This is a genomic window from Streptomyces sp. NPDC058279, from assembly GCF_042881255.1.
Classification (GTDB): domain Bacteria; phylum Actinomycetota; class Actinomycetes; order Streptomycetales; family Streptomycetaceae; genus Streptomyces.
In genome coordinates, this window is record NZ_JBHVYA010000001.1 from 466,260 (window position 1) to 488,882 (window position 22,623).

At 72.3% G+C, this 22,623-nt stretch carries 24 protein-coding genes and 2 pseudogenes; 14 read left to right on the forward strand and 12 right to left on the reverse strand.

Annotated elements, in window-relative coordinates:
• The first annotated feature begins 147 nt into the window (after window positions 1-147).
• On the forward strand, window positions 148-873 hold the full coding sequence (locus tag ACFVXJ_RS02225; protein ID WP_389657193.1) for a dienelactone hydrolase family protein: 726 nt from the start codon (window positions 148-150) through the stop codon (window positions 871-873).
• 38 nt (window positions 874-911) lie between these two features.
• Here ACFVXJ_RS02225 and ACFVXJ_RS02230 read toward each other — a convergent pair whose 3' ends face one another.
• From ACFVXJ_RS02230 to ACFVXJ_RS02240, 3 genes are read right to left on the reverse strand one after another with little or no spacing between them, the layout of a single operon-like run.
• Window positions 912-1,205, reverse strand: a complete 294-nt coding sequence (locus ACFVXJ_RS02230) for a DUF1330 domain-containing protein (protein ID WP_389657196.1) — start codon at window positions 1,203-1,205, stop codon at window positions 912-914.
• A gap of 33 nt (window positions 1,206-1,238) precedes the next feature.
• On the reverse strand, window positions 1,239-2,672 hold the full coding sequence (locus ACFVXJ_RS02235; protein ID WP_389657199.1) for an MFS transporter: 1,434 nt from the start codon (window positions 2,670-2,672) through the stop codon (window positions 1,239-1,241).
• Window positions 2,669-3,031, reverse strand: coding sequence for a MarR family winged helix-turn-helix transcriptional regulator (locus ACFVXJ_RS02240; RefSeq protein WP_389658580.1), 363 nt, complete (start codon window positions 3,029-3,031; stop codon window positions 2,669-2,671). The genes ACFVXJ_RS02235 and ACFVXJ_RS02240 overlap by 4 nt, the downstream gene beginning before the upstream one ends.
• A 298-nt stretch (window positions 3,032-3,329) precedes the next feature.
• Here ACFVXJ_RS02240 and ACFVXJ_RS02245 point away from each other — a divergent pair, with 298 nt between their 5' ends.
• Together ACFVXJ_RS02245 and ACFVXJ_RS02250 are read left to right on the forward strand one after the other, a co-directional pair.
• Entirely contained in the window at window positions 3,330-4,751 is a 1,422-nt protein-coding gene (locus tag ACFVXJ_RS02245) for a hypothetical protein (RefSeq protein ID WP_389657202.1), read from the forward strand.
• A gap of 181 nt (window positions 4,752-4,932) precedes the next feature.
• Window positions 4,933-5,877: a hypothetical protein gene (locus tag ACFVXJ_RS02250; RefSeq protein WP_389657205.1), complete on the forward strand. Its 945-nt coding sequence runs from the start codon at window positions 4,933-4,935 to the stop codon at window positions 5,875-5,877.
• A 79-nt stretch (window positions 5,878-5,956) separates the two neighbouring features.
• Here the strand turns inward: ACFVXJ_RS02250 and ACFVXJ_RS02255 are convergent, their stop codons facing one another.
• From ACFVXJ_RS02255 to ACFVXJ_RS02270, 4 genes are all read right to left on the reverse strand, one after another.
• Window positions 5,957-6,352, reverse strand: a complete 396-nt coding sequence (locus tag ACFVXJ_RS02255; RefSeq protein ID WP_389657207.1) for a hypothetical protein — start codon at window positions 6,350-6,352, stop codon at window positions 5,957-5,959.
• 168 nt (window positions 6,353-6,520) lie between these two features.
• Window positions 6,521-7,783, reverse strand: coding sequence for an MFS transporter (locus ACFVXJ_RS02260; RefSeq protein ID WP_389657210.1), 1,263 nt, complete (start codon window positions 7,781-7,783; stop codon window positions 6,521-6,523).
• The gene (locus ACFVXJ_RS02265) at window positions 7,780-8,961 is read right to left on the reverse strand and encodes a PLP-dependent cysteine synthase family protein (RefSeq protein WP_389657214.1); all 1,182 of its coding nucleotides are present in this window, start codon (window positions 8,959-8,961) and stop codon (window positions 7,780-7,782) included. The genes ACFVXJ_RS02260 and ACFVXJ_RS02265 overlap by 4 nt, the downstream gene beginning before the upstream one ends.
• A 150-nt stretch (window positions 8,962-9,111) precedes the next feature.
• A complete protein-coding gene (locus ACFVXJ_RS02270; RefSeq protein ID WP_389657217.1) occupies window positions 9,112-9,546 on the reverse strand; it encodes a hypothetical protein in 435 nt (144 codons plus the stop codon).
• Between the two features lie 139 nt (window positions 9,547-9,685).
• Between ACFVXJ_RS02270 and ACFVXJ_RS02275 the strand changes: the two genes are divergently transcribed.
• From ACFVXJ_RS02275 to ACFVXJ_RS02310, 8 genes are all read left to right on the forward strand, one after another.
• On the forward strand, window positions 9,686-10,060 hold the full coding sequence (locus ACFVXJ_RS02275; protein ID WP_389657220.1) for a hypothetical protein: 375 nt from the start codon (window positions 9,686-9,688) through the stop codon (window positions 10,058-10,060).
• A 90-nt stretch (window positions 10,061-10,150) separates the two neighbouring features.
• Window positions 10,151-10,519: a hypothetical protein gene (locus ACFVXJ_RS02280; protein ID WP_389657224.1), complete on the forward strand. Its 369-nt coding sequence runs from the start codon at window positions 10,151-10,153 to the stop codon at window positions 10,517-10,519.
• A gap of 237 nt (window positions 10,520-10,756) precedes the next feature.
• Window positions 10,757-11,644, forward strand: coding sequence for an STAS domain-containing protein (locus ACFVXJ_RS02285; protein ID WP_389657227.1), 888 nt, complete (start codon window positions 10,757-10,759; stop codon window positions 11,642-11,644).
• Entirely contained in the window at window positions 11,641-12,048 is a 408-nt protein-coding gene (locus ACFVXJ_RS02290; protein WP_361311715.1) for an STAS domain-containing protein, read from the forward strand. Before ACFVXJ_RS02285 ends, ACFVXJ_RS02290 begins: the two co-directional genes overlap by 4 nt.
• Window positions 12,032-12,529 carry an ATP-binding protein gene (locus ACFVXJ_RS02295; RefSeq protein WP_389657230.1) on the forward strand — a complete coding sequence of 166 codons (498 nt, stop codon included), beginning with the start codon at window positions 12,032-12,034 and terminating at the stop codon, window positions 12,527-12,529. The genes ACFVXJ_RS02290 and ACFVXJ_RS02295 overlap by 17 nt, the downstream gene beginning before the upstream one ends.
• Window positions 12,530-12,543: 14 nt before the next feature.
• Window positions 12,544-13,542, forward strand: a complete 999-nt coding sequence (locus ACFVXJ_RS02300) for a SpoIIE family protein phosphatase (RefSeq protein ID WP_389657233.1) — start codon at window positions 12,544-12,546, stop codon at window positions 13,540-13,542.
• Entirely contained in the window at window positions 13,539-14,873 is a 1,335-nt protein-coding gene (locus ACFVXJ_RS02305; RefSeq protein ID WP_389657236.1) for a PP2C family protein-serine/threonine phosphatase, read from the forward strand. Before ACFVXJ_RS02300 ends, ACFVXJ_RS02305 begins: the two co-directional genes overlap by 4 nt.
• Window positions 14,874-14,885: 12 nt before the next feature.
• Window positions 14,886-15,407, forward strand: a complete 522-nt coding sequence (locus tag ACFVXJ_RS02310) for a MarR family winged helix-turn-helix transcriptional regulator (RefSeq protein ID WP_389657239.1) — start codon at window positions 14,886-14,888, stop codon at window positions 15,405-15,407.
• Window positions 15,408-15,532: 125 nt separating this feature from the next.
• Here ACFVXJ_RS02310 and ACFVXJ_RS02315 read toward each other — a convergent pair whose 3' ends face one another.
• Window positions 15,533-15,889, reverse strand: coding sequence for a PRC-barrel domain-containing protein (locus ACFVXJ_RS02315; protein WP_389657242.1), 357 nt, complete (start codon window positions 15,887-15,889; stop codon window positions 15,533-15,535).
• A 154-nt stretch (window positions 15,890-16,043) separates the two neighbouring features.
• A complete protein-coding gene (locus ACFVXJ_RS02320) occupies window positions 16,044-16,406 on the reverse strand; it encodes a MerR family transcriptional regulator (RefSeq protein WP_389657245.1) in 363 nt (120 codons plus the stop codon).
• 386 nt (window positions 16,407-16,792) lie between these two features.
• Between ACFVXJ_RS02320 and ACFVXJ_RS02325 the strand changes: the two genes are divergently transcribed.
• Window positions 16,793-17,215 carry a YjbQ family protein gene (locus ACFVXJ_RS02325; protein ID WP_389657248.1) on the forward strand — a complete coding sequence of 141 codons (423 nt, stop codon included), beginning with the start codon at window positions 16,793-16,795 and terminating at the stop codon, window positions 17,213-17,215.
• Between the two features lie 63 nt (window positions 17,216-17,278).
• Here the strand turns inward: ACFVXJ_RS02325 and ACFVXJ_RS02330 are convergent, their stop codons facing one another.
• Both ACFVXJ_RS02330 and ACFVXJ_RS02335 read right to left on the reverse strand, forming a co-directional pair.
• Window positions 17,279-18,127: an aldo/keto reductase gene (locus tag ACFVXJ_RS02330; RefSeq protein ID WP_389657250.1), complete on the reverse strand. Its 849-nt coding sequence runs from the start codon at window positions 18,125-18,127 to the stop codon at window positions 17,279-17,281.
• 136 nt (window positions 18,128-18,263) lie between these two features.
• A complete protein-coding gene (locus ACFVXJ_RS02335; RefSeq protein WP_389657253.1) occupies window positions 18,264-20,123 on the reverse strand; it encodes a M1 family aminopeptidase in 1,860 nt (619 codons plus the stop codon).
• A 368-nt stretch (window positions 20,124-20,491) separates the two neighbouring features.
• On the opposite strand from ACFVXJ_RS02335, the pseudogene ACFVXJ_RS02340 reads away from it, so the two are divergent.
• Window positions 20,492-20,833 (forward strand): annotated as a pseudogene (locus ACFVXJ_RS02340) (hypothetical protein); the annotation flags it as partial.
• Between the two features lie 71 nt (window positions 20,834-20,904).
• Here ACFVXJ_RS02340 and tnpA read toward each other — a convergent pair.
• Window positions 20,905-21,322, reverse strand: a pseudogene (gene tnpA / locus ACFVXJ_RS02345) (IS200/IS605 family transposase).
• 26 nt (window positions 21,323-21,348) lie between these two features.
• Here tnpA and ACFVXJ_RS02350 point away from each other — a divergent pair.
• Window positions 21,349-22,569 (forward strand): RNA-guided endonuclease InsQ/TnpB family protein, encoded by a 1,221-nt coding sequence (locus ACFVXJ_RS02350; RefSeq protein ID WP_389657256.1) that lies wholly within the window; start codon window positions 21,349-21,351, stop codon window positions 22,567-22,569.
• The last annotated feature ends 54 nt before the right edge of the window (window positions 22,570-22,623 follow it).

Below are 22,623 nucleotides of genomic sequence, written 5' to 3' on the forward strand. Positions count from 1 at the left end.
GCCTTGGACGGCCTGGATGAACATCGGTACAGCGGTTGGCGCTGGGATCGATCGCGGTCCGATCGGGGCGAGCGCGGGGACGGACTGATGTCTGCCATCGGTGAACACCACCCCGAGCGGGCGCAACGGTCACTACCGTCCGGTCGCATGACGACGGTCACAACCCGTACGGTCGCATACCCGGCCGACAACCTGACGATGATCGGACACCTCGCGCTCCCGGCCGGCGCCGAGCGTCGGCCCGCAGTCCTGATCGGACCCGAGGGGATGGGGCTCAGCGATGTCGAGCGCCGACGGGCCGAGGCACTGGCCGAGCTGGGTTACGTGGCGCTGGCCTTCGACCTCCACGGCGGACGCTATCTGGAAGACACGGCGGAAATGTCGGCCCGTTGCATGCCGCTGCTCGCCGATCCCGACCGCATGCGAGGAATCGGTCACGCCGCGCTCGACGTGTTGCGTGCCGAACCACGGGCCGACCCCGACCGGACTGCCGCCGTCGGCTACGGCACCGGGGGCGCGGTCGCACTGGAGCTCGGTCGCGATGGCGTCGACCTGCGCGCGATCGGGACCGTCAACGCACTGACCACGGGCCGACCGGGCGAGGCGGCACGCATTCGCTGCCCGGTATGGGCCGGGGTCGGGTCGGAAGACCCGATCATGCCGCCCGCGCAACGGGAGGCGTTCACCGCGGAGATGCAGGCCGCGGGCGTCGACTGGCGCCTCGTGGTCTACGGAGGAGCCCTGCACGCCTTCCACCACCCACCGGTCGACCACACCGCGCCTCCCGGCGTCGGCTACCACCCACGGCACGCACAGCGAGCCTGGCGTGACATCGTCGCCCTGCTCGTCGAGTGCATGCCCGTCACGGATTGATCCGATCGGCTCCCGACCGGGCGACGGCGGCGTCGATGTCAGTCGATGCCTTCGACGATGCGGAAGTCGCGCTCGACGCCGTCGGAGAGGGCGACCAGCGCCTCCTGGTAGGCCGCACTCTCGTGCGCCGCGACGGCCTGCTCGAGGCTGTCGAACTCGATCAGGACGGTGCGCTCGGCGATTCCGGCGTCGTGCGCCACGACCCGACCGCCACGGACGAGGACCCGACCGCCCCCGGCTTGGACGGCCGGACCGGCCAGCTTGTTGTAAGCAGCCAACTTCTCGGGGTCTGAAATGGTGCGGTAGGCGCTGACCCAGTAGCCCTTGGGCATGGAACCTCCAGTGTTGGGATGAGTGCGTCCGACTTACGGGTTGGTCTCGGACGAGCGTAGGCGGGCGAGCGCGAGGCTTGTCAGCGCCGTGATCGCCATGGCGCCGGTGCCGACCAGCGCCGCGGTGGTGTAGGCGCTGTCGTCGGGGAAGAGGTGGCCGGGGCCGGTGCCGGCGGCGAGGATCAGGCCGCCGATGGCGCTGCCCAGGGAGTACCCGACGCTGCGGACGACGTAGTTGAAGCTCATGGCGCTCGACGTCTCGCTCTTGGGGGTGACGGCCAGGATGACGCCGGGCATCGCGGCCGAGAAGCCGCCGACGCCGAAGCCGAGCACGCCCATCGCCGCGAACAGTCCGGCCAGGTCCGACCGGGCCGCCGCGAACAGGGCGAACCCGCCGCCGACCACGACGGCGCTGCCGGCCAGGAGCAGGGGGTCGGCGATCCGCGTCCGGGCCCGCGGCGTGAGCTTGCCGGCGACGAACCCCAGCACCGAGAACGGGATGAGGACCAGCCCGGCGACGAAGGTCGTCAGCCCGAAGCCGTAACCGGCGTCGTGCGGCGTCTGCGCGTACCGGGTGATGAGCGTGAGCAGGAGGTACATGCCGATCCCGCCGACGAACATGGCGAGGTTCGCCCCGGCGACCGCCGGGTGCCGCGCCGCCCGCACGTCGACCAGGGGCGTCGTGCCGCGAAGCTCGATGACGGCCCAGACGCAGAGCAGCAGCACCGCGACGACGGCGAGGGTCGCCGCCACGGCGAGGTGCCGGCTCCACAGATTCCGGTCGCCGGCGAGGAACAGCACCAGGAGCAGCGCAGCGGCCAGGACGACCGCGCCTGCCACGTCCACGTGGGCGGAGCGGCCTTCGGGCGCTTCGGGCATGGAGCGCCACGCGGTCAGGAGGGCGGCGGCGGTGACGACCAGGCCGAGGCCGTAGGCAGCCCGTACCCCGCCGAGTTCGGCGAGCAGTGCGGCCAGCGGGTAGCCGACGCCGGCCCCGATGATCGAGACCACCGAGATCAGGGCGATCACGGCCGCGCCGCGCTCCTCGGGGAGGTGGTCCCGGGCCACGCCCATCATCAGCGCCGTCAGCCCGAGCCCGACGCCCTGGGCCGCCCTGCCGGCCAGCAGCCACGCGAACGGCAGCGGCAGCACGGTGAGCGCGCTGCCGGCGACGACGACCGCCAGCGTGGCGAGGATCGTGGCCCGCCGGTGCGGGCCGGCTCCGAGCCGGCCCAGGACCGGCGTGGCGACGGCGCCGCTGAGCAGCGCGACGGTCAGCGTCCACTGCGCGCTGCCGAGCGGGACGTGGAACGTGGTCGCCACGCTGGTGATGAGTGGCGTCCCGAGGCCGGCCACCGCCGCCACGACCAGAGCGATGAACATCAGGGCGGGGACCAGCAGCCGCGTCTCGGAACGCGCCACCGGGAACGCCTTCACCCCGACCCCGTCGACCGGCTGCCCGGTCACCCCTTCGGCCCTTCGCGGTCCTGGCTTTCGAGCTCTGCCAGACGCTTCAGCGCCGGAAGGGCCGCCACCAGCGCCTCAACCTCGTCGCCGGTGAGCTCGCCGATCAACCGCTCGAACGCGTGGACGCCCGCCTGGCGCCGCGTCCGGACGTAGGAGGCGCCGGCCTCGGTCAGGCACACCAGCGTGACCCGCTTGTCGGAGACGTCGCCCCGCCGCTCGACCAGGCCGGACCCCTCCATCACCCGGACCAGGGCGGTCATCGCGGGCTGGGTGACGCCCTCGACCGCGGCCAGATCGGTAATGCGCCGCGGCCCGGTCCGGTCCAGGGTGGCCAGGGTGGCGGCGGACGTCAGGCTCATGTCCCGGGGCAGGCGTCTCGCGGCCCTGGTGGCCAGGCCGTAGAGGGCTGCCCCGATGGCGGCGGACGCGCCAGGAGCGGTGTCTAGACGAATCATACCCGAAGCATAGCGTTTTTATATTCATAGCTTATGGAAATGGTTCGACCAGCGCGATCTCGGCGCCGACCGCTGTACCGATGTTCCCAAGGCCGTTGGAGGGGTGGCCGGTTGTCGCCGGTGGGGTGTGGGGCCCTGGCATGATCGGGCTCACGTTACTTGTCAGTAACGCGACTCGCCCTAACAGAAGGTCATCACGTACGTGCGCAAGCTCGCCCCACGCGTCCTGCTCCCCTGCCTCGCCGCCCTGGCGCTCACCGCCACCGGCTGCTCCTCGACCGGGCACACCGCGGCGGTGGACGCGGTAACGCCCTCTCCTCTCGCCGCCGTTGCCGACGACACACGACGGCTGGACGTCACGCCGGCCCCGCAGGACGCCGACGCGACCGCCGCGGTCACCCGCGCGGACGGCGCCGGCAAGGGGACACCGGCGAAGACGTCGCTCAAGGTCGCCTCCTACGATCCGACGACCCGTAAAGCCGTCATAGCCACGCCCGCGAAGGGCGGCACCCCCCGACCGAGCCGCACGCCCGGCCACTCCGCGACCCCCGCCCCCACCCCGGCGCCCGAAAGGCCGGTCGCGGTCGGTGACGTCATCGCCAGCGCACCGGCGCCGGGCGCCCCGGACGGTCTTCTCGCCAAAGTCACCGAAGTCGGCGCGAAGACCGACCGCGGCACCGAGGTCACCACGGCCGCCACCCCCCTGTCCTCCGTGCTGGGTGACGACAAGGCCGACGGCAAGGTCCCCGTCGACCCCGCCTCGGTCACCGTGGAGCCGCTGCTGAAGGGCGTCACCCTCTCCTGGGCCAAGAGCCAGGGGGCCCGGTTCGGCCCCCAGGGCGCGACACTGCCCCTGGGCACCCTGCGCCTCGACCTCGACGCCCCGATCGACACCGCCCCCGACGCCCCCGTCTCGGCGGGCGCCTCCGTCTCCGGCTTCGTCCGGCTCGCCCCCACGGTCGAGTTCGCGTACGACGGCTCGGGCGGCTCCGGGCCCCGCTCCGCCTTCCTCGGCATGAGCGGCGACTGGTCCTCGCAGTGGAGCCTCAAAGGCCGCGCCGCGGCGAGCACCGGCGCCCCCAAGCGCATCCCGTTCGCCAAGCTGCACAGCGCGCCGGTCATCCAGGTGGGCCCCGTACCGGTCGTCGTCAACCTCGACCTGACCTGTTACGTACAGGTCGAGGCCGACGGACGCGTCACCCTCGACGTGCGCCAGGACGTGAGGGGCGACTTCCGGGTCGGCGGCAGCTACGCGACGGGCCGGGGCTGGACCCCGGTCAGCACCTCAAACGTCCACGGTTCCCCGGTCAAGGCCGAGGTCACCGCCGCGGGCCGGGTCAAGGGCGCGCTCGGCGCCGAGGCGTCCGTCGGCCTGTACGGGGCCGTGGGCGTCTCCGCGGACTTCGCCCCCTACCTGCGCGGCGAGGCCGACGTCAAGGCGTCCGCGTCCACGGACGGCAAGACCTCCGTGAACGGCGCCTGGGCGCTCTACGGAGGCTTCGACCTCAGCGGACAGCTACACCTCCAGCTGTCCCTGTTCGGCACCCCGCTCCTCGAACGCCGCATCCCCCTCGGCGCGCTCAACCGCGAGTGGCCGCTCGCCGGCGGCAAGCCCGGCCGCTGACACGGAACGTCGCGCGGCGCAAGCCGGGCGGGAGGCTGCACTCGTTTGCTTGCTCCGCATGGTGGGGTCCCCGGATGTGCTGCATCGTGACGGCGAGTGGACATCTCCTCACGTTGTGGGGCCCCGCGGCCCCCAGCCGTGCGCGGTCGTCACGCGACGGTCAACCCGGACGGAGCGTTCTATGAGTGACTACCCCCCACCCCAGGCCGGGGACGAGGAGCCGACCCCGCCGGCGGAAGCCGGCGCCGGCCCCGCCGACACAGCCGACCCCGCCGACACAGCCGTCCCCACGGTCCCCACGGCCACCGCGGCCCGGGCCACCGGCGACGACGGCCTGCGCATGCTGTTGCAGACGGCGGTCGCCTGCCGGCCCCTGGAGGAGGTCGCGGACCTGGTGACGCTGTTGCGGCACTCCGGCCAGGTCCCCGACGCCGCGAACGAGGCGTTGCGGGCCGCCGCCGTCAGCCGCCCCGTCGAGGACGTCGTCTCCCTCGCGCTGCTCCTGAGCAACGAGGAGGAAGCGGTGGCCGCGCCCGTGCCCGACCGAATAGAAGACGGCATCCGAGCCGCGCGGCGCGCCCCCCGGGCCGCCCGCGCGGAGAAGGCCGGACGACGCCGTTCCGCGCGGCCCGCCGGGGCGCCGGGCAGGGGACTGCGGTGGCCCACCGTGGCCGTCCTCGCGATGTCCGCGCTCCTGTACCTGCCCCGCCATCCCTCCCGCCTGCTGTCCGAGGGCGGCGCGGGGAGTTGGCTGCTGCTGGGCGTCGCGACGGTGTGCACGGCGCTCGGCGTGTGCCTGGTGGTGCGGGACCGCACCAGGGTGTGGGCCGCCGCCGCCGCGGCCGGACTCGGCCTCCTGGCGGTGCACGCGCTGGCGGCCATGACGGGACTGTCCCCCTTGAGCGGCGCCGTCGGCGGCCTGCTGCCGTGGCCCACGGGCCTGGCGGTCCTGCTAGCGGCCCTCGGCGCCGCCCTCGCGGGCATGGCCCTGCTCTACCGGTCCGAGGAACCGACCGCGGACCTGTCGGCCCCGGAACCCGTCGTCCTCCCGGCGGCGGTCGCGCCGGACGACGTCCTGCCGTACGAGGACGCGGACACCGCCGAGGCGGGGACGCCGACCGCGTAGGGACGAATCCGTAGGCCGGTCCGATCGGACCGGCCGGGCGGGGCCGCTCCCCCACCCGGCACGGACGCGGCGTCGCCGGTCACCCGGCGTCGCCCGCCCGTCGACGCAGGACGGCTATCTCCTCGTCCACCGCGCCCGTCTCCGACCGGCGCCCCATGACGAGCAGTTGCTCCCGGTAGCCGGCCAACGCGGCGCCGAGCAGGGCCGATCGGTCGGGCTCCAACGCGTACAGCCGGCGGGCGGCGGCGACGGACTCCGCGAGGAGCGCCAGGGCGATCTCCGGCCGGTCGGCGAAGTCGCGGCGACTGTACTTGCCCAACGCGACGGTCAAGAGGGGCAGATAAGCCAACGGGCTCACCTGGACGAGCACTCGGTAGGCGGCGACCCGTTGTGCGACCGAAGGCTTTTCCGACCCCAGGAGGGCCACTCGTGCTCGCAGTACCGCGTCGTGATTGATGTTCACCGATTCGCTCATGACGGCGATTCTGAGTGCCGCACAGGTGCCCGAACAAGGCCAATCGGCTGTGCCGTCGGTCCTACGAAAACACCGTCTGACCTGTCATGATGGATACGTATTCACCCCTGTGGCCGGCCGGCGCCGGCACCCGGGAGCCGAAACCCCGGAGCCGAGAGCCGGGACCCGTCACCCCGAGACGGCCGCCGGCACGGGGACCGCCGGCCGGGTGAAGCAGGGGCCGCGCCGCAAGGCCGTCAGGGCCGCCGCGCAGGCGACGCCCACCGCGGCCAGTACCGTCCACGGCGCCCACGGGACTCCGAAGCGGCTCGCGAGGTCGAACAGGGCGCCCACGCCCAGGTTTCCCGCCGCGACGGCGATACCGGAGGCGGTGCTGTACGCCCCGTAGTAGGTGGCGACCAGCCGTTCGCCGGAGAGCCGGGCCAGGGTGTCCATCTCGAACGGGTACAGCAGCGCCGACCCCCCGGCCAGCAGTGCCGCGCACCCGACCAGGGCGACCGCCCCGACCCGGCGGCCTCCGGGCAGCAGCATGGGCAGGAAGGCGGCGCCCATCACGGCGAGGCCGATCGCGATGGCCCTCGGGGCGTCCAGGCGCTCGCGGGCCCAGTCGGTCAGCCGGAGCTGGCCCACGACCGCCACCAGCGCGGACACGGCGAAGGCGACGCCCATGGCGGTGCCGGCCCCGTCGCCGAACAGGGTCCGCGCCCGCAGCGGCAGCGCCAGGTAGGTCTGGAACGCCAGCAGGTAGGAACCGGCCATCGCGGCGGAGAAGAGGACGAAGGGCCGATTGCCCGCGATCGCCCGCCAGTCGGCGGCGACGCCACGCAGGCCGGCCGCCCGCCGCGGGTCCGGCTCCGGCCGCCGCGCGGGCAGCGCCCGGGCCTGTACGACGGCCAGCACGCCGAAGACGCCCGCCGCGGCGGCGCAGACGAGCCGGAAGTCGAGCAGCAACAAGGCGAGTCCGGCGAGCGGCCCGAGCAGGATGCCGGCCTGGTAGAAGACGTTGAAGCAGGCGAAGACCTCCACTCGGCGGCCCCCGGCACCCGCGGCGACGTAGGCCCGTACGGCGGGGTTGAACAGCGCTCCGGCGAAGCCGGTGGCCGCCGAGGCGACGACGAGCGCGGGCAGGGTGTCGGCGACGGCCAGCAGCGTGAACGCCGCGGCGCGCAGCGCGCACCCGGCCAGGATCATCGGCTTGTAGCCGATCCGGTCCGCGAGGGTGCCGCCCAGCCAGAACATTCCTTGTTGGGAGAGGTTCCGCACGCCGAGGACCAGGCCGACGGCCCAGGCGGCAAGGCCGAGGCCGTGCCCGAGGTGGTCGGCGAGGTAGGGCATGAGCATGTAGAAGCCGAGGTTGATGCCGAACTGATTGACCATCAGCAGCCGCACAGCGGGGTCGAAGGAGCGCATCCGGGCGCGCATCCGCCTCATCGCGCACCGGCCGGGGCGGTGGCGGCGTGCGGTGACGCCGGCGCGGTGACGTCGGTGCAGCGCGTCCAGGACGTGACGACCCGCTCCGCCGGGTGGCGGATCTCCTGCGGCGCGTCGGGGAGCGTGCCGCCGAGCAGCCCGTGGCCGTGGCACCAGGTGTCGTCGTAGACCGTGTCGAGATAACGGTGGGGGCCGTCGGGGAAGACGGCGGCGATCCGGGTCCCGGCCGGGCGGGTGCGCGCGGCCCAGCCGGCGACGAGGGCGACCGCCCCCACGCTCCAGCCGCCGGTGGCGTAGTGGTGGCGGGCCAGGGCGCGGCAGGCGGTGACGGCTTCGGCGGGGGCTACCCAGTGGACTTCCGAGAATGCCTCGTGGGCCACGTTCGCGGGGTGGATGCTGGACCCGAGGCCGCGCATCAGACGCCGTCCGGCGGGCTGCCCGAAGATGGTGGAGCCGGTGGAGTCGACGCCGATGAGGGCGAGCGCGGGGAAGGTCCGGCGCAGTGCGGCGGAGATCCCGGCGGAGTGTCCGCCGGTGCCGACCGAGGCGACCAGTACGTCGACCCGTCCGAGCTGGGTCACGAGTTCGGCGGCCAGCGAGACGTAGCCGGCGGCGTTGTCGGGGTTGTTGTACTGGTCCGGGCACCACGCGCCGGGGTGGCGGCGGAGCAGCTCGGCGACCCGGTCCCGGCGGGCCTGCTGCCAGCCGCCGGCCGGATGCGCCGCGGTGACCGTGTCGACCTGGACCCCGTACGCGACGAGCGCCCGGCCGATCGAGGGCTCCAGGCCGGGGTCGGTGACCACCGTCACCGGATGCCCGTACGTGATGCCTGCCAGGGCAAGTCCGAGGGCCAGGGTGCCGCTGGAGGACTCGATGATCGGCGCCCCGTCGGCGAGGTCTCCCCGGGCCCGGGCGCGGGCCACCATGTGCAGGGCCGGGCGGTCCTTGATGCCGCCCGGGTTGGCGCCCTCCAGCTTGGCCCAGAATCCGCGGCCGGGGTCCGCGAAGGGCTCGCCGACCCACAGCACCGGCGTGCGGCCGACGAGGTCGGCGGGCCGGTGTGCGGGCAGGGGGGCGGACTCGTAACGGGACGCGGGGGCGTGGTGGGAGACGGCGGGCGCGGTCAGGGAGGCGGGCGCGGTCAGGGAGGTGGCGCTCTGCACAGGGGTGTGCGGCATCGGTGTCACGGCTCCTCGGCCCCGGACGCGCGGCGGCGCGGGGCATCGGCGGTTCGGGGCGCAGACGCACGGCCGGGTGTTCCGCCGGGAGGGTGCGCACGAGGGACGCGGGTAGGCCAGGACGGAACGGCGGCGGCCGTACCGGACCTGTCAGGTCCGCGCCACACAGGTCACCGCAAGGACCCCTTTGCCGTCGGAGCCCACGTCCCCGGCCGAGGCGAGCGCGGCCGTCCCCCGCGCCGCGGCGACCCCCGCGTCGGGCTCCGCGTAGGCGAGCGGCGTACGGGCCGCCGGCGGCGCGGCCTGGGCGTCCGCTCGCACCCGGTCGACGGCGTGGTCGAGCCCGTCGGGACAGTGCTCGCCCCGCTCGACACGGTCCATCGGCAGCCCGGCGTCGGCCGGGAGCACGGGGAGGGGGCCGGCGGAGAGTGGTGGCGGGGCGGGATCGGTCCGCAGGTGCGGGCCGTCCCCGGCCGGGCCGTGGAGACATCCGAGGAGATGGACCGCTACGGCCAGCAGCAGCGCGAGGACGGCCGCGCTCCGCATGCGGTGATCCACCGCGGGAGCCGACGCCGTACCGATCATCTACTCAAAGTAGCGCCATCACCACGAGAAGTCACCTCGGACCCGCGCACGGCGGGCCGCCACCCCACACCGACCACGCCGCCGGCAGTAGACCGAAATCCATCCGCTTAACTCGCGCGAATGCGGTCAGACGCGCCGCATGAGCGCACCCGAGAACTCCTCCAACTCCAAGGCCGCGTCGCCCGGTTCCCGCGCCGGCGGGTCGGCGGCCGGCAAGCCGCGGACTTCCGGCGCCGAGGGCACGGGCACGGGCACGGGCGGGAACGTGGGCACTGACGCGCCGACCGTGCTGCCCGCGCCCCTCGCGGAAAAGACCCGCGCGGCGGCGCGCGCCCTGCGGGGCACCGTCGGCCCCACCGGATGGCTGTGGACGACCGTCCGGGCCCGCAAGGGCGTCACGGCCGGTGCCGCGACCGGCACGGCCGCCCTCGCCGCCGCCTGCTACGCGGCCGGCCGCCGGGCCGGGCTGCGGCGCCGCGGCCCCCTCTCCCGCCTGACCGGCGGCCGACTCTGACCCGCCCGCCATGAGGACCCGCCCGCCGTGAGGACCCCGCCCCCAGTGAACACGCCCCCAGTGAACACGCCGCCCGTGAAGACGCCGGCCGTGAAGACAGCCGCCGTGAAGACCGACCGCCCCGAAGACCCTCGTCCGCACGCCGCCGAGGGCGGCACCCGCTACCTGGAGGCGTACATGTCGGCACGAGGACGACTGTCCACGCGCGAGCTCGCCGCGTGGCCCACCCGATCCGAATCCCGGCCGCGGTCGACCCGGACCGCCGCGACGCCCGCCCGGCCACCGCTCACCCGGGCCCTCGCCGCGGCGCTCCTGGGCACGTGCCTGGTACTCCTCGTCGCGGGCGCCGTCAGCGGTTCGACGGCCATGGCCTGGGCCGCGGTGACGGCATGGATAGGCGTGGTGAGCACCGTCTCCGCGGTGTGCGGCCACTCCTCCCGCCCGTCCCACCAACGCTGATCGAGCCGCCCCGCGCGGCACTGCCGCCACGCCGTGACCCTTCCCACGTGGTGCTGGCGATTGGGGCGCGGAATCGGGGACATCCTCTGCACCTGTGTAGTGATCCGCGCCTGTGTGGTGATCCGCCGGAAACGCCCCGGGGCTTTCCCCCGGGGCGCCCCCGTGCGTATATTTTCCATGAGACAACCATTGCCATGCGTTAAATCTCGACGTCGGGCACAGCGAAGGGAGACCCGCGTGATCAGCAGTTCGGCCGGTGCCGCCGATGTCCGCCAACTCGTGGCGGAGTCGTTGAAGGGACGCGCGGACGACATAGCTGATCGCTGGGTTCTGCTCCAACTGGAGCGCGCCCCGATGGATCCGGCCAACGGCGAGCGCGAGCTGCGCTACGAGGCCGACACCCTGGCCTCCGCCCTGCTCGCCGGCCTCGACACCTCCCTCCCGGTCGATCAGATCGTGAACCAGTACCGTGAACTGCGCGAGGCCGTGCGGGAGTTGTCTCTGCGCAGGGCGCGGGCCGGGGCGGCGCCCACCGCGACCTCGATGTCGGTGCTGGCCCTCAAGGACGTCCTGCTGGAGATCGTGCGGGAGACCATCGACGATCCCGGTCGGCTGTTCTCGGCGGCTTTGCTGATCGACCGGCTGCTCGACGCCGCCGGCGCCCTGTCCTTCGCCACCTACGTCGAAGGCCGGGAAGAGATCATCCGGCGTCAGAGCCGGCAGTTGCTGGAGGTCTCGACCCCCGTCGTCCGCCTGTGGCGGCAGGTCGTCGCCGTGCCGTTGATCGGCACGCTGGACACCGCGCGTACCCAGGTGGTGATGGAGAACCTGCTCCAGGCCATCCAGGACGAGGACGCGCAGGTCGCGATCATCGACATCACCGGTGTGCCGACCGTGGACACAGCGGTCGCCCAGCACCTCATGCAGACGGTACGGGCGGTCCGGCTGATGGGCGCCGACTGCGTCATCAGCGGTATCCGCCCCACCATCGCGCAGACCATCGCGCAGTTGGGCATCGACCTGTTCGACATCCTGACCCGGGCGACGCTCGCCGAAGCCCTGTCCGAGGCGATGAAGATCACCGGCGGTTCCGCGCCCGCCCCGCGCGCCCCGGCGGCCCGATGAGTGGCCACTCCTCCGCCGTCCCGATCCTGCGCCTGGGTGACGTGTTGGTCACCGGGCTGCTCAACGAGCTGGACGACAAGTCCGCCGTGGCCTTCGCCCGGGAACTCACCGAGCGGATCTCCGCCGACCGGGCCCGGGGTGTCCTCATCGACATCTCGCGCCTGGAGATCATCGACTCGTTCGTGGCGCGCAATCTGATGGAGCTCACCGGGATGGCCCGGCTGCTGGGCGCCCGGGTCATCGTGGCCGGGATGCGCCCTCCGGTGGCCATCACCCTCGTGGAACTGGGACTGGAACTGACCGGGGTGGAAACCGCGCTGCACGCCGAGCAGGGCATGGCAGCGCTGGGCTGGGTGCAGGTTCCACAGCCCCGGGAAGGGGCGCCGCATGACGCCACTGGCTGACGGCCACCGGACGACGAGCGGCCCGGACACGGTCGGCCGCGAGACGGTCGGCCGGGACACGGCCCGAGCGGACGGTTCCGGCACCGGGCCCGTCCGGCTCTCACTGGCCACGGAGGACGATCTGCTGGCTGTCCGGCACGCCGTGCGGTTCGCCGCCGTGGCGGCCGGATTCTCCATCATCGACCAGACACGGGTGATCACGGCGGCCAGCGAACTGGCCCGCAACGCCTACATCCACGGCGGCGGCGGAGACCTCGTGGTCGACTCCGCGCTCGCGGAGGGCCGTACGGGCCTCCGGTTGACGATCAGTGACCGTGGGCCGGGCATCCCCGACGTGGAAGCCGCCCTGGCCGACGGCTACAGCACCGGTGTGGGGCTCGGCCACGGACTGGGAGGCGCGCGCCGGCTGATGGACGAGTTCGAGGTGCGCAGCGCACCGGGCGAGGGCACGACGGTCGTCACCACCCGTTGGCGGCGCTGATGTTGCCGGTCCCCGTGGCGCCGACGCGTCAGGTCCACATCGACCACTACAGCGCGGTGCACGTCGCGGCCGAGACGGCGCGCGCGGTGGCGAGGGAGTGCGCACTGCCCGGCGCACTGCCCGACCAGGCCGCCGTGGTCGCGTCGGAGCTGGCCAGCAACATCGACAAGCACGCCCGCGACGGGGTCCTCTACATCCAGCCGTTGCCGTTGGGCGGCGGTATCGAAGTCGTGGCCGCGGACCGGGGTCCGGGGATAGCGGAGGTCGCCCGGTGCCTGACCGACGGCTACACCACCACCGGGACGCTCGGTGCCGGTCTGGGCGCGGTCGGACGGATCGCGACGGAGCTCGCCATCAGTTCGCGGACCGATACCGGCACCGTGGTCTGCGCCCGCCTCGCGCTACCACGACGGCGTGAGGCGGCGCGGCAGCCGGTGGGACTGGTCTGTGTGCCGGCCGCCAACCAGGAGGAGTGCGGAGACGCCGCCCTCGTGGTCGACGGCGCCGAGACGCGCACCGCGCTCGTCGTCGACGGCCTGGGGCACGGCCGAGAGGCGGCGGAGGCCGCCCAGGCCGCCGTGCGTTCCTTCCGCGGCGCCGCCGAAGGCGATCTCCCGGAGGTGATGACGGTCCTGCACCGGGCGCTGCGGCACACCCGGGGGGCCGCGGTGGCGCTGCTTCGGCTGCGCGCCGGGGAGGCCGAGTACTGCGGGATCGGCAATGTCCGGATGGTGGCGCTCTCGCCCGACGAGGCGCACCACCGGCTGACGGGTCAGCCGGGCGTCGTGGGCTGGCGGATGCCCGCCCCGCGCACCCATCGGGTGCCCCTGACGGGGGCGACCCTCACCGCGCTGCACACCGACGGCATCGACCTGCGGTGGGCGCACACCCCGCCCGGCCACTTCCTGCGGCTGCCCGCCCCGCTCCTCGCGGCGACCGTCGCACACGGCTACCACCGCACCCGTGACGATGCCACCGTGCTGGTGGCCAGAGCCCCCGACCGTCCGTCATGAGCAGGCTCTTCCGGGACGTGATGGTGCTCCGCGAGGAGGTGCGCGACCTCGCCCGCCGGTACCGGCTGCCCGCCGACGTACGGGGTCGGCTGGTGCTGTCCGTGACGGACCTGGCCTGCCCCGAGTTCGAGGCCGGGCATCCCGTCACGTTGACCACGGTGTACGACGGTGCGCAGGAGGTCCCCCGGTTGAACGTCACGCTGACCGCCCCGCGCGCGGCCGGGCCGCTGAGCGGCGTGGACGTGCCGTTGACCGCGCACCTCACCTCGGCGAACTCGGTGACCTGGCACATCGCCCTGCCCGACCGGCACGCCGGCCCGTTCGAGGCGGTCCTCCCGCCCGACGCGTGCCCCGAGAGGACGTCGGACTCGCTGCCGGCGCGGGTGCGCGAGGCCGACGAGGAGCTGCGCGCCGCCCTCGCCCGGGCGGATTCGCTCACGGCCGGCCACCGGATGCTCAAACACGAATTGGCCGAGACCAATGCCGGCGTCCTGGCCCTCTACGTGCAACTGGACGAGCGGGACGAGCAGGTGCGGAAGGCGCACGGCCGGGTCCTGCGCGAGCTGGAGGACGCGCTGCGTCCGCCGCCGCCGAAGGTCGACGGCCTGGAACTGGCCGTGCACTACGCGCCCGCGGACCCGGCGGCCCCGACCGGCGGCGACCTCTACGACTGGTTCACCCTGCCCGACGGGACGGTGCACGTCACCGTGGTCGACGCGTTGGGCCACGGCGTGCGCAGCACCCGCGGCGCGGTCACCGTCACCCACGCCGTGCGCACCCTGGCCCTGGAGGGGCACCCCCTGCACTCCATCCTCGCCCGTACGCACCACCTGCTGATGCCGTTCAACGCGGACCTGATGGCGACGGTTCTCCTGGTGCGACTCGACCCCGCCACCGGCGAACTCCAGGTGGCGAGCGGCAGTCACCCTCCCCCGCTGCTCGCACGGGAGGGCGGCACGCCGCGGTTCCTGGAGGCGACCGGCCGGGGCATCGGTTTCCCCGCCCCCGGCAGCGACGCGGTCCTGCGCGATCACATGGGGCCGGGTGACCTCCTGCTGCTCTACACCGACGGCCTGACCGAGAGCCGCAGGGACCTGATCGAGGGTGAGTCGCGGCTCGTGAAGGCAGTCGAACAGCACGCCCACCGCGCGATAGCGGAGATCCCCGATGCCGTGGCCGGGGAGATGCACACCGTCGTCCTCCATGCCGACGACACCCTCGCCCTGGCCATGCGGATCACCGCGGAAGCCCCCGTGACCGCCGCCCGGGCGGGGGGCGGTAGCCGTCTGCCGCCACAAGGCAGGCGAGCTGACAAACGGTCAATCGGATGAGAGAGTAGTGCGATGCCGCACAGCTTCCCCTTGCCACCCCTGCAGGCCGCACAGGTGGCTACCGAGGCATCCGCGCTCCTGGAGCTGTTGGACGTCCTCTGGGGTCGCGGCCAGGAAGCCGTGCCCGCTCCCGTGCCCCCCTCGCAGCTACGGGCCCTGACCGTGATCGACGAGCGCGAGCACGTCAATCTCCGGGACCTCGGCGAAGCGCTCGGTTCCACGCCCCCCTCGGTGAGCCGGCTCTGCGACCGGCTCGAAGCGGCCGGTCTGGTCCGGCGTTCCAGGGCGACGGCGAACCGCCGGGAGGTGGAGGTACGGCTGAGCCGCAGCGGCCGGAGCGTCCTCGCGTCCGTGCGCGCGGCCCGGTCCCGGGAACTCGAAACGGTACTGACGTGCCTCAGCCGTGAGCAACGGCGGGCGCTGTTCGACGGGCTGGCCGCCTTCCGCGACGCCGCGGTCGCGCACACCCGCCCCGAGCGCCCGGACCGGCGGGACCGCCCGTCCGACGGCGCGAGCGTCAGCGACATCGCCTGACCGGGACGTCGGCGCGATCGGCGCGATCGGCGCCGTGACGCTCGGACGCCCCGATGTACCCGGCGGCCCGTTCGGGCGGGCGCCGACCGGGCGAACGGGCCCTCCCCCGGGGGTCAGGCAGGGGGTCAGGCCGGCCGGCCGCCGAAGGGGGCCCCGGTGCCGTAGTACGTGCCGAGCTGTGCGTGGTATCCGGCGTCGTCCAGGTGCTTGTCCCGGTGGAACTCGGGCGCGTTCTCGATCTGCTCCTTGGTGAGGTCCACCAGGACGCGCTTCTCGTCCGGGTCGATCCGCGTGACGGCGCCCGCCGGGATCAGCACCTCCTTGCCGAAGATCCACACACCGGTGTCGACGACGAGGTAGGCGGAGCCGACCTCGTCCGAATGCTTGTCGACCTTGCCGATGACGCCTTCGGTCGCCTCCACCTTGTAGCCCGTCAGGTCCGTTCCCTCCAGGTGTCCGGCCGTCTCACGGAAAGCCCACATGTGACCACTTCTCCTTGCTCGTCGAACGGTCCGTCGGCTGCCCGCCTGCCCCGGCCGCCGCTCCGCATGCGGCCGGGCACGTGCCGGGCCGGAATCCGGCGACGCGCAGGTCGTTCGGTGGAGGGGGGCGATGGGGCTGAGGCCGGAGGTGGCGTCACGCCGGCCGGTCTGTCGGCGTCGCCTGTTCGACACCCGCGTCGCTCCCGGCCTCCGCGCGCCGGAACTCGGCGTTGATGCGCTGGGCCTCGGCGAGCTGGTCCTCCAGGATCACGATCCGGCAGGCGGCCTCGATCGGAGTGCCGGCGTCCACGAGTTCGCGGGCGCGGGCGGCGATCCGCAACTGGTACCGGGAGTAGCGGCGGTGGCCGCCCTGCGATCGCAGCGGGGTGATCAAACGGGCCTCGCCGATCGCCCGGAGGAAGCCGGGGGTGGTTCCGAGCATCTCGGCGGCCCTACCCATGGTGTAGGCGGGGTAGTCGTCGTCGTCGAGACGCCCGAGCGAGTTCTCTGCTGTCACTTTCACCTCTGTGTACGGGAATGCGTCGAGGGGCCCTGGTGCCGTACGGCACCAGGGCCCCGAAGGAAATTCAACACCATCAGCCGGGCTCTACTGCCGCCGGCTCGTCATGTCCGCAGACTCCCGGGAAGGCCGGGCTGCGAGGATCTCGGACGCGTGACCGGAAACCACCTTCCCCTCGGGTCTCCGACGGTGACCGGGCGGCTGTCGCTCACCCGGGCGAGTCTCTGCTTGACCCTGTCTACGAGAGAAACACTAACCGGCCCAGCCCCCGATGTCTATCGCAGCCATCATAGATTTTTGGATTCACCTGAATGAGCCGGCTCATCGGACCCAGCGGGGGGCGTCGTGGGGCGGTCCGGGTCTCCCGGGCGAGAATGACGCCCATGGCAGACACCTTCACCACGCGCACCCTGGACCTCACGACCGGCTCCACCGAGACGGTCCACGACCTGACCGACGCCTGCGCGCGGTTCCTGCGGGAGGCCGCGCGGGGGCGCGACGGGCTGCTCAACGTGTTCACCCCCCACGCGACGGCCGGGCTGGCCGTGATCGAGACGGGCGCGGGCAGCGACGACGACCTCCTGGAGACGCTGCGCACCCTGCTGCCCGCCGACGACCGCTGGCGGCACCGGCACGGCTCGCCCGGGCACGGCCGCGACCACGTGCTGCCCGCCTTCGTGCCGCCGCACGCCACCCTGCCGGTCGTCGGCGGCGCGCTGGCCCTCGGTACCTGGCAGTCGGTGGTCCTGGTGGACACCAACCGCGACAATCCGCACCGCACCGTCCGGCTGTCGTTCCTGGGCTGACCCCCGCGGTTCGGCAGCCGCCGCCCCGCCGTGCGGGCCGGTCGGGCGGGTCAGTCGGGCGGGTCAGTCGGGCACCCGGGCGGTGCCGAGCCGGCTGACCATGGCGGGGTCGCGGTGGTCGAAGAAGAGCGAGCGTCCGGTGTCCAGGGCGGCGATGCGCGCCATCTCCCCGTCGGTGAGGGTGAAGTCGAAGACGTCGAAGTTCTCGGCCATCCGGTCGGCCCGGACGGACTTCGGGATCACGACGACCTCCCGCTGGACCAGCCAACGCAGCACCACCTGCGGCACGGACTTGCCGTGTTCCTTCGCGATGCCACCGAGGACAGGATCGGAGAAGAGGTTGTTGCGGCCCTCGGCGAAGGGACCCCATGACTCGATCCGCACCCCGCGCCGGCGCATGAGTTCCTGGTCGGCCGTGCGCTGGAAGAAGGGGTGGGTCTCCACCTGGTTCACCGCGGGCGTGACCTCGTTGTGGTCGATGAGGTCCACGAGCCGGTCGGGGTAGAAGTTGGAGACCCCGATCGCCTTGACCCGGCCCTCGCGGTAGAGCCGCTGCATGGCGCGCCAGGAGCCGTACACGTCGCCGTAGGGCTGGTGGATCAGGTACAGGTCGAGGTGGTCGAGGCCGAGCTTGCGCAGGGAGGTGTCGAAGGCGCGGCGGGCGTTCTCCTCGCCGGCGTCCTGGATCCAGAGCTTGGTGGTGACGAACAGCTCTTCGCGGGGGATGCCACTGCTCTTGATCGCCCGGCCGACGGCCTCCTCGTTCTGGTAGGCGGCCGCGGTGTCGAGCAGCCGGTATCCGACGTCGAGCGCCTCGGTGACGGCCCGTTCGGTCTGCTCGGGCGGGATCTGGTAGACGCCGAAGCCGAGGATCGGCATCTCGACGCCGTTGTTCAGGGTGACGGTCTGCATGGGACTTCCTTCCTGGGTGCCCGGGGCCGGTCGAACGCCCTCACGGCGAAGTGGGCGCCGGCGCCCACTGTGCCACCGCGTCCGGGCCGCCGCCGTGCGACGTGCGACCCGGTGCGGCGGAAGGTGTCCCGCGGGGTCAGCCCTCGATGCGGTGCTGGGTCCAGAAGGAGGTCAGGTCCGTGGTCGTGGCGGCCTGGGCGGCCGCCTTGAACTCGGCGGTGGTGGAGACGCCGTACCAGTGCGAGGTGGCGTAGTCCTTGAGCAGCTTGGCCATGACGCTGTCACCGAGGACGCGCCGCAGGTCGTGCAGTGCGCACTTGCCGTAGCCGTAGACGACGGTGGAGTACCGGGAGGAATGGGCGTCCCAGTAGGCCATCGGGTTGGTGATCTTCTCGGCGGTCGACGCCCAGGAGACGCCGCTCCAGCAGTTGGTGCCCGTCTTGTTCAGTGCCAGGTCGGTGGCGTAGTCGGTGAATGCCTCGTCGAGCCAGGGGCTGGTGTACTCGTCGTCGCCCACGATCCCGTACCACCACTGGTGTCCGATCTCGTGGGTGAGCGCGGTGGTGCTGACCAGGTCGAGGACGAACCCGGGGTATTCCATGCCGCCGAACCAGTAGTTGTTGTCGATCACCGCGTCCAGTTCGCCGTACGGGTAGGCGCCGAACCTGGCGGCATGGGCGTCCACGGCGGACTTGGCGGTGGTGAGCATCGACTGGGAGTCGGCGGAGCTGATGCCCGAGACGGAGTAGATGTTGATCGGGGTGCCGCCGGGCGAGGTGCCGGAGATCTTGCTGAAGGGGCCGGCCGCCCAGGCGAAGTCGCGGACCTTGGCGGCGGTGGCGGTGGTGACCGTACGGCCGCTCGACCCGGCGGTGTCCACCGAGGTGCCGGTGGCCGGGACCAGGAGACCGGTCGGGTGGTCGAGGGTCACGCGGAAGTCGGCGGCGAGGGAGTAGAACGACTCGCCGTTGTTGGTGTAGGGGTCCAGGTGCCAGCCGGCCGCGTCCTTGACCGCGAGCACGGGAAGGGCGTTGCCGATGTTGTTGAACGCCCCGTCGTGGCCGAAGCGGTCCGCGCCGCTGGGGACGGTGATGCCCAGGTCGAAGCCGATCGTGGCGCTCTGGCCCTGGGCCAGCGGTGTGGGCAGGGTGATCTGGAGGGCCGTGCAGCCGACCGAGAGGGCGCCCGCGGTACCGCCGGTGACGTTGGTGACGGTGATGGGCATGGCGGAGCAGGTGCCGTGGTAGTTGTCCCAGAGCCTCAGGTACACCTCGTTCAGTGCGGTGGCCGACGCGTTGGTGAAGGTCGCGCTCTCGTGACCGCTCCATACGCCGCCGCTCGTGTCGCTGCTGAGGCTGACGGTGTACGAGGGGGCGGCCGGTGTACGGGTGGGGTCGCCGGGCGGGGTCGTGCCGCCGGAGGTGTCGAGGGCGACGTCGTCGACGACGAAACTCGTCTGGAGGCTGGAGTCCTCGGTGCCGGTGAAGGCGAGGCTCACGGTCTGTCCGGCGAACGACGAGACGTCGAACGACTTCTGGACGTAGCCGGTGTTCTTGTCGAGGTTCGAGTAGGTCGCGAGTGCCGTACTGCCGATCTTCGCCGTCAACTTGTCGTACTTGGTCGAGGTGGTCGTCTCGGCGGTGTCGATGTGCAGCCAGAAGGTGAGACGGGCGGTGCTGCATCCGGACGGGATGGTGACGCTCTGGGAGAGCGTGTCGGTGTGCGTGCCGCCGACGCCGTTCAGCCAGGCGAAGGTCGTGCCCGTGTGGGCGCTCTGGCCCGCGCGGCTGGTGATGACGCTGGTGGACGACTGGCTCCAGGGCGAACTCCCGCTTTCGAAGCCGCCGTTGGCGACGACTTGGGCGGGGGTACAGGCTTCGGCGCGGGGGGCCGCGGACGGCTCCGCCGCTGCCGGGGTGGTGCCGAGCGAGGCTGCGGCCAGCGCGGCGACCGTGAGCACGGTCGTGGCTAAGGCCTTGTGGGGGGTTGATCTCACGCGGAACTCCTTTGCGGCGGCCGGGATTCCGGCCTGCTCGGTGACCGCTCGACCGGCTGGGTGAGCCGGAGGACGGCCGCGGGCTGCGCGCATCGCTTGCGCGATCGCTGGGGTGAGATTCCTTGCGGTCGTGCCCCTGGGTCAGGGCGACGACTGGCGGAAGCCTGGCAGATTTGTCCGGAGCATGCCATCAGGCGCGAGTAAAAGTGTCTCCGCCTTCGACCCCCGCCCCTCCCCCACCACTTCCGCTCCCGCCGAGGCCATCTGGCGGACCGGCCCGGCCGTCGTGCACCATCTCCTTGCCGCTCCCCGGTCGCACCTGCACCGCCAACCCACCGTGCACGGCAAGCCGCAGGAGGCACCCGCAGATGAAGCTCCGCCCGATCCTCACCGCCCTCACCCTGGCCCTCGCCACCGTCGCCGCGCCCGGCGTCGGGGTGCTGACCGGAGCCACCGACGCCCACGCGGCCACCAAGATCAGCCACGCCACGGCCACCTCGATGTTCCGCGGCTCCGGGATCACCTGGTCCTCGTCGGGCGGCTGCTCGGACCGCTCCAACCCCACCTGCACGTCGTTCGAGCAGCTCAACCTCGCCACCGCACAGGGCGCCCAGACGCTCAAGAGCGCCGGCGGCTGCGCGCTCGCCATCACCGGCGGCACCGAGACCGGACACGCCTCCGGGACGTACTCACACTGGAACGGCTACCGGGACTAATCGCAGGGCACGCCGCCCTTTGGGGCGGAGGTGAAGCGATTCTCAGGGCTGCCCTAACCCGGAGGTCACAGTGGACGATTGTGCTGCTCGATGTACTGGCGGACGATCGACGGCGGGGCCCCGCCGACCGACCCGGCGAAGTACGAGCCGGACCACAGCCGCCTGCGCCCGCCAGTAGTGCGGGACCAGTTCCGGGTATCCCTGGCGGCGCCTGCGCGAGCTGACGCCCTTGAGCGAGTTGACCAGCTTGGACAGGGCCACCTTGGGCGGGAAGTTCACGAGTAGGTGGACGTGGTTGTTCTCGCCGTTGAACTCGACCAGTTCGCATTCGAAGTCGGCGCACACGGCGCGCATGATCTCCTCCATGCGTTTGAGGGGCACGTCGGTGAAGACTTGGCGTCGGTACTTCGTCACGAAGACCAAGTGGGCATGGAGGGCGAAAATGCCATGCCGACCAGTACGAATGTTCTGATATTCGGCCATAAACCGACCGTAGTACGCTGATCGCCGTGCAGCTGAGGTACTCCTTCCGGATGTACCCGAATGGTCCGCAGCGCTCGGCGCCGGCCAGGGCGTTCGGGTGCTCGCGGGTGGTCCACAACGATGCGCTTCGCGCTCGTGAGACCGCCCGCTGCGAGGGTGCGCCGTTCCCGAAGACCGGGGACCTGTCGAAGCTGCTGATCACGGAGGCGAAGAAGACCGGAGAACGGACCTGGCTTGGCGAGGTCTCCGCCGTCGTACTCCAGCAGTCCCTTCGGGACCTGGATACCGCCTACCGGAACTTCTTCGATGGCCTCAAGGGCAACCGTCCGCGCATGGGTGCACCCCGGTTCAAGTCGCTTAAGGACAACCGGCAGGCCGTACGCTTCACCGCGAACGCCCGCTGGAAGATCACCCCTGGCGGGGACCTGTCGTTGCCGAAGATCGGGGATGTCCGGGTGAAGTGGTCCCGCACCCTGCCGTCCGACCCGTCCACTGTGACGGTGGTCAAGGATGCGGCCGGACGGTACTTCTGCTCGTTCGTGGTCGAGACCAGCCGGGATGAGACGCTGCCCGAGACGCCGGGACAGGTCGGAATCGACCTGGGCCTGACGCACTTCGCGATCCTCTCCGACGGTACGAAGATCGACAGCCCCCGCTTCCTGCGCCGGGCGGAGAAGAAGCTCAAGCGGGAACAGCGCCGTCTGTCCCGCAAGGCGAAGGGCAGCAACAACCGGACGAAGGCCCGTATCAAGGTCGCCCGCGCCCACGCACGGGTGGCCGACGCGCGGCGTGAGTTCCACCACCGGCTCTCCACGAGGCTGATCCGCGAAAACCAAGTGGTCGCGGTGGAAGACTTGGCGGTCAGGGGACTCGCCCGCACGCGCATGGCCAAGTCCGTACACGACGCCGGGTGGTCGGCGTTCGTGACGATGCTGGAGTACAAGGCCGCCCGGTACGGGCGCACCCTCGTGCGCATCGGGCGTTTCGAGCCGACCTCTCAGGTGTGCTCGCGGTGTGGTGTCAAGGACGGCCCCAAGCCCCTCCACGTCCGCATCTGGCAGTGCCAGGCATGCAGCGCGTGGCCGGACCGGGACATCAACGCGGCGGTCAACGTCGCCAAGGCCGCAGGGCTTGCGGTATCAGCCTGTCGAGCGCGGGTAAGACCGGGACCCGTCCCGGCACAGCGCGAAGAAGCAGGAACCCACCGAGACGGTCAACCGACCGTGGTAGGAATCCCCTCCCTTTAGGGAAGGGAGCGGAAGTCAAAAGCTCGACTTCGCCAAGTCCACGTGCCTCGGCAC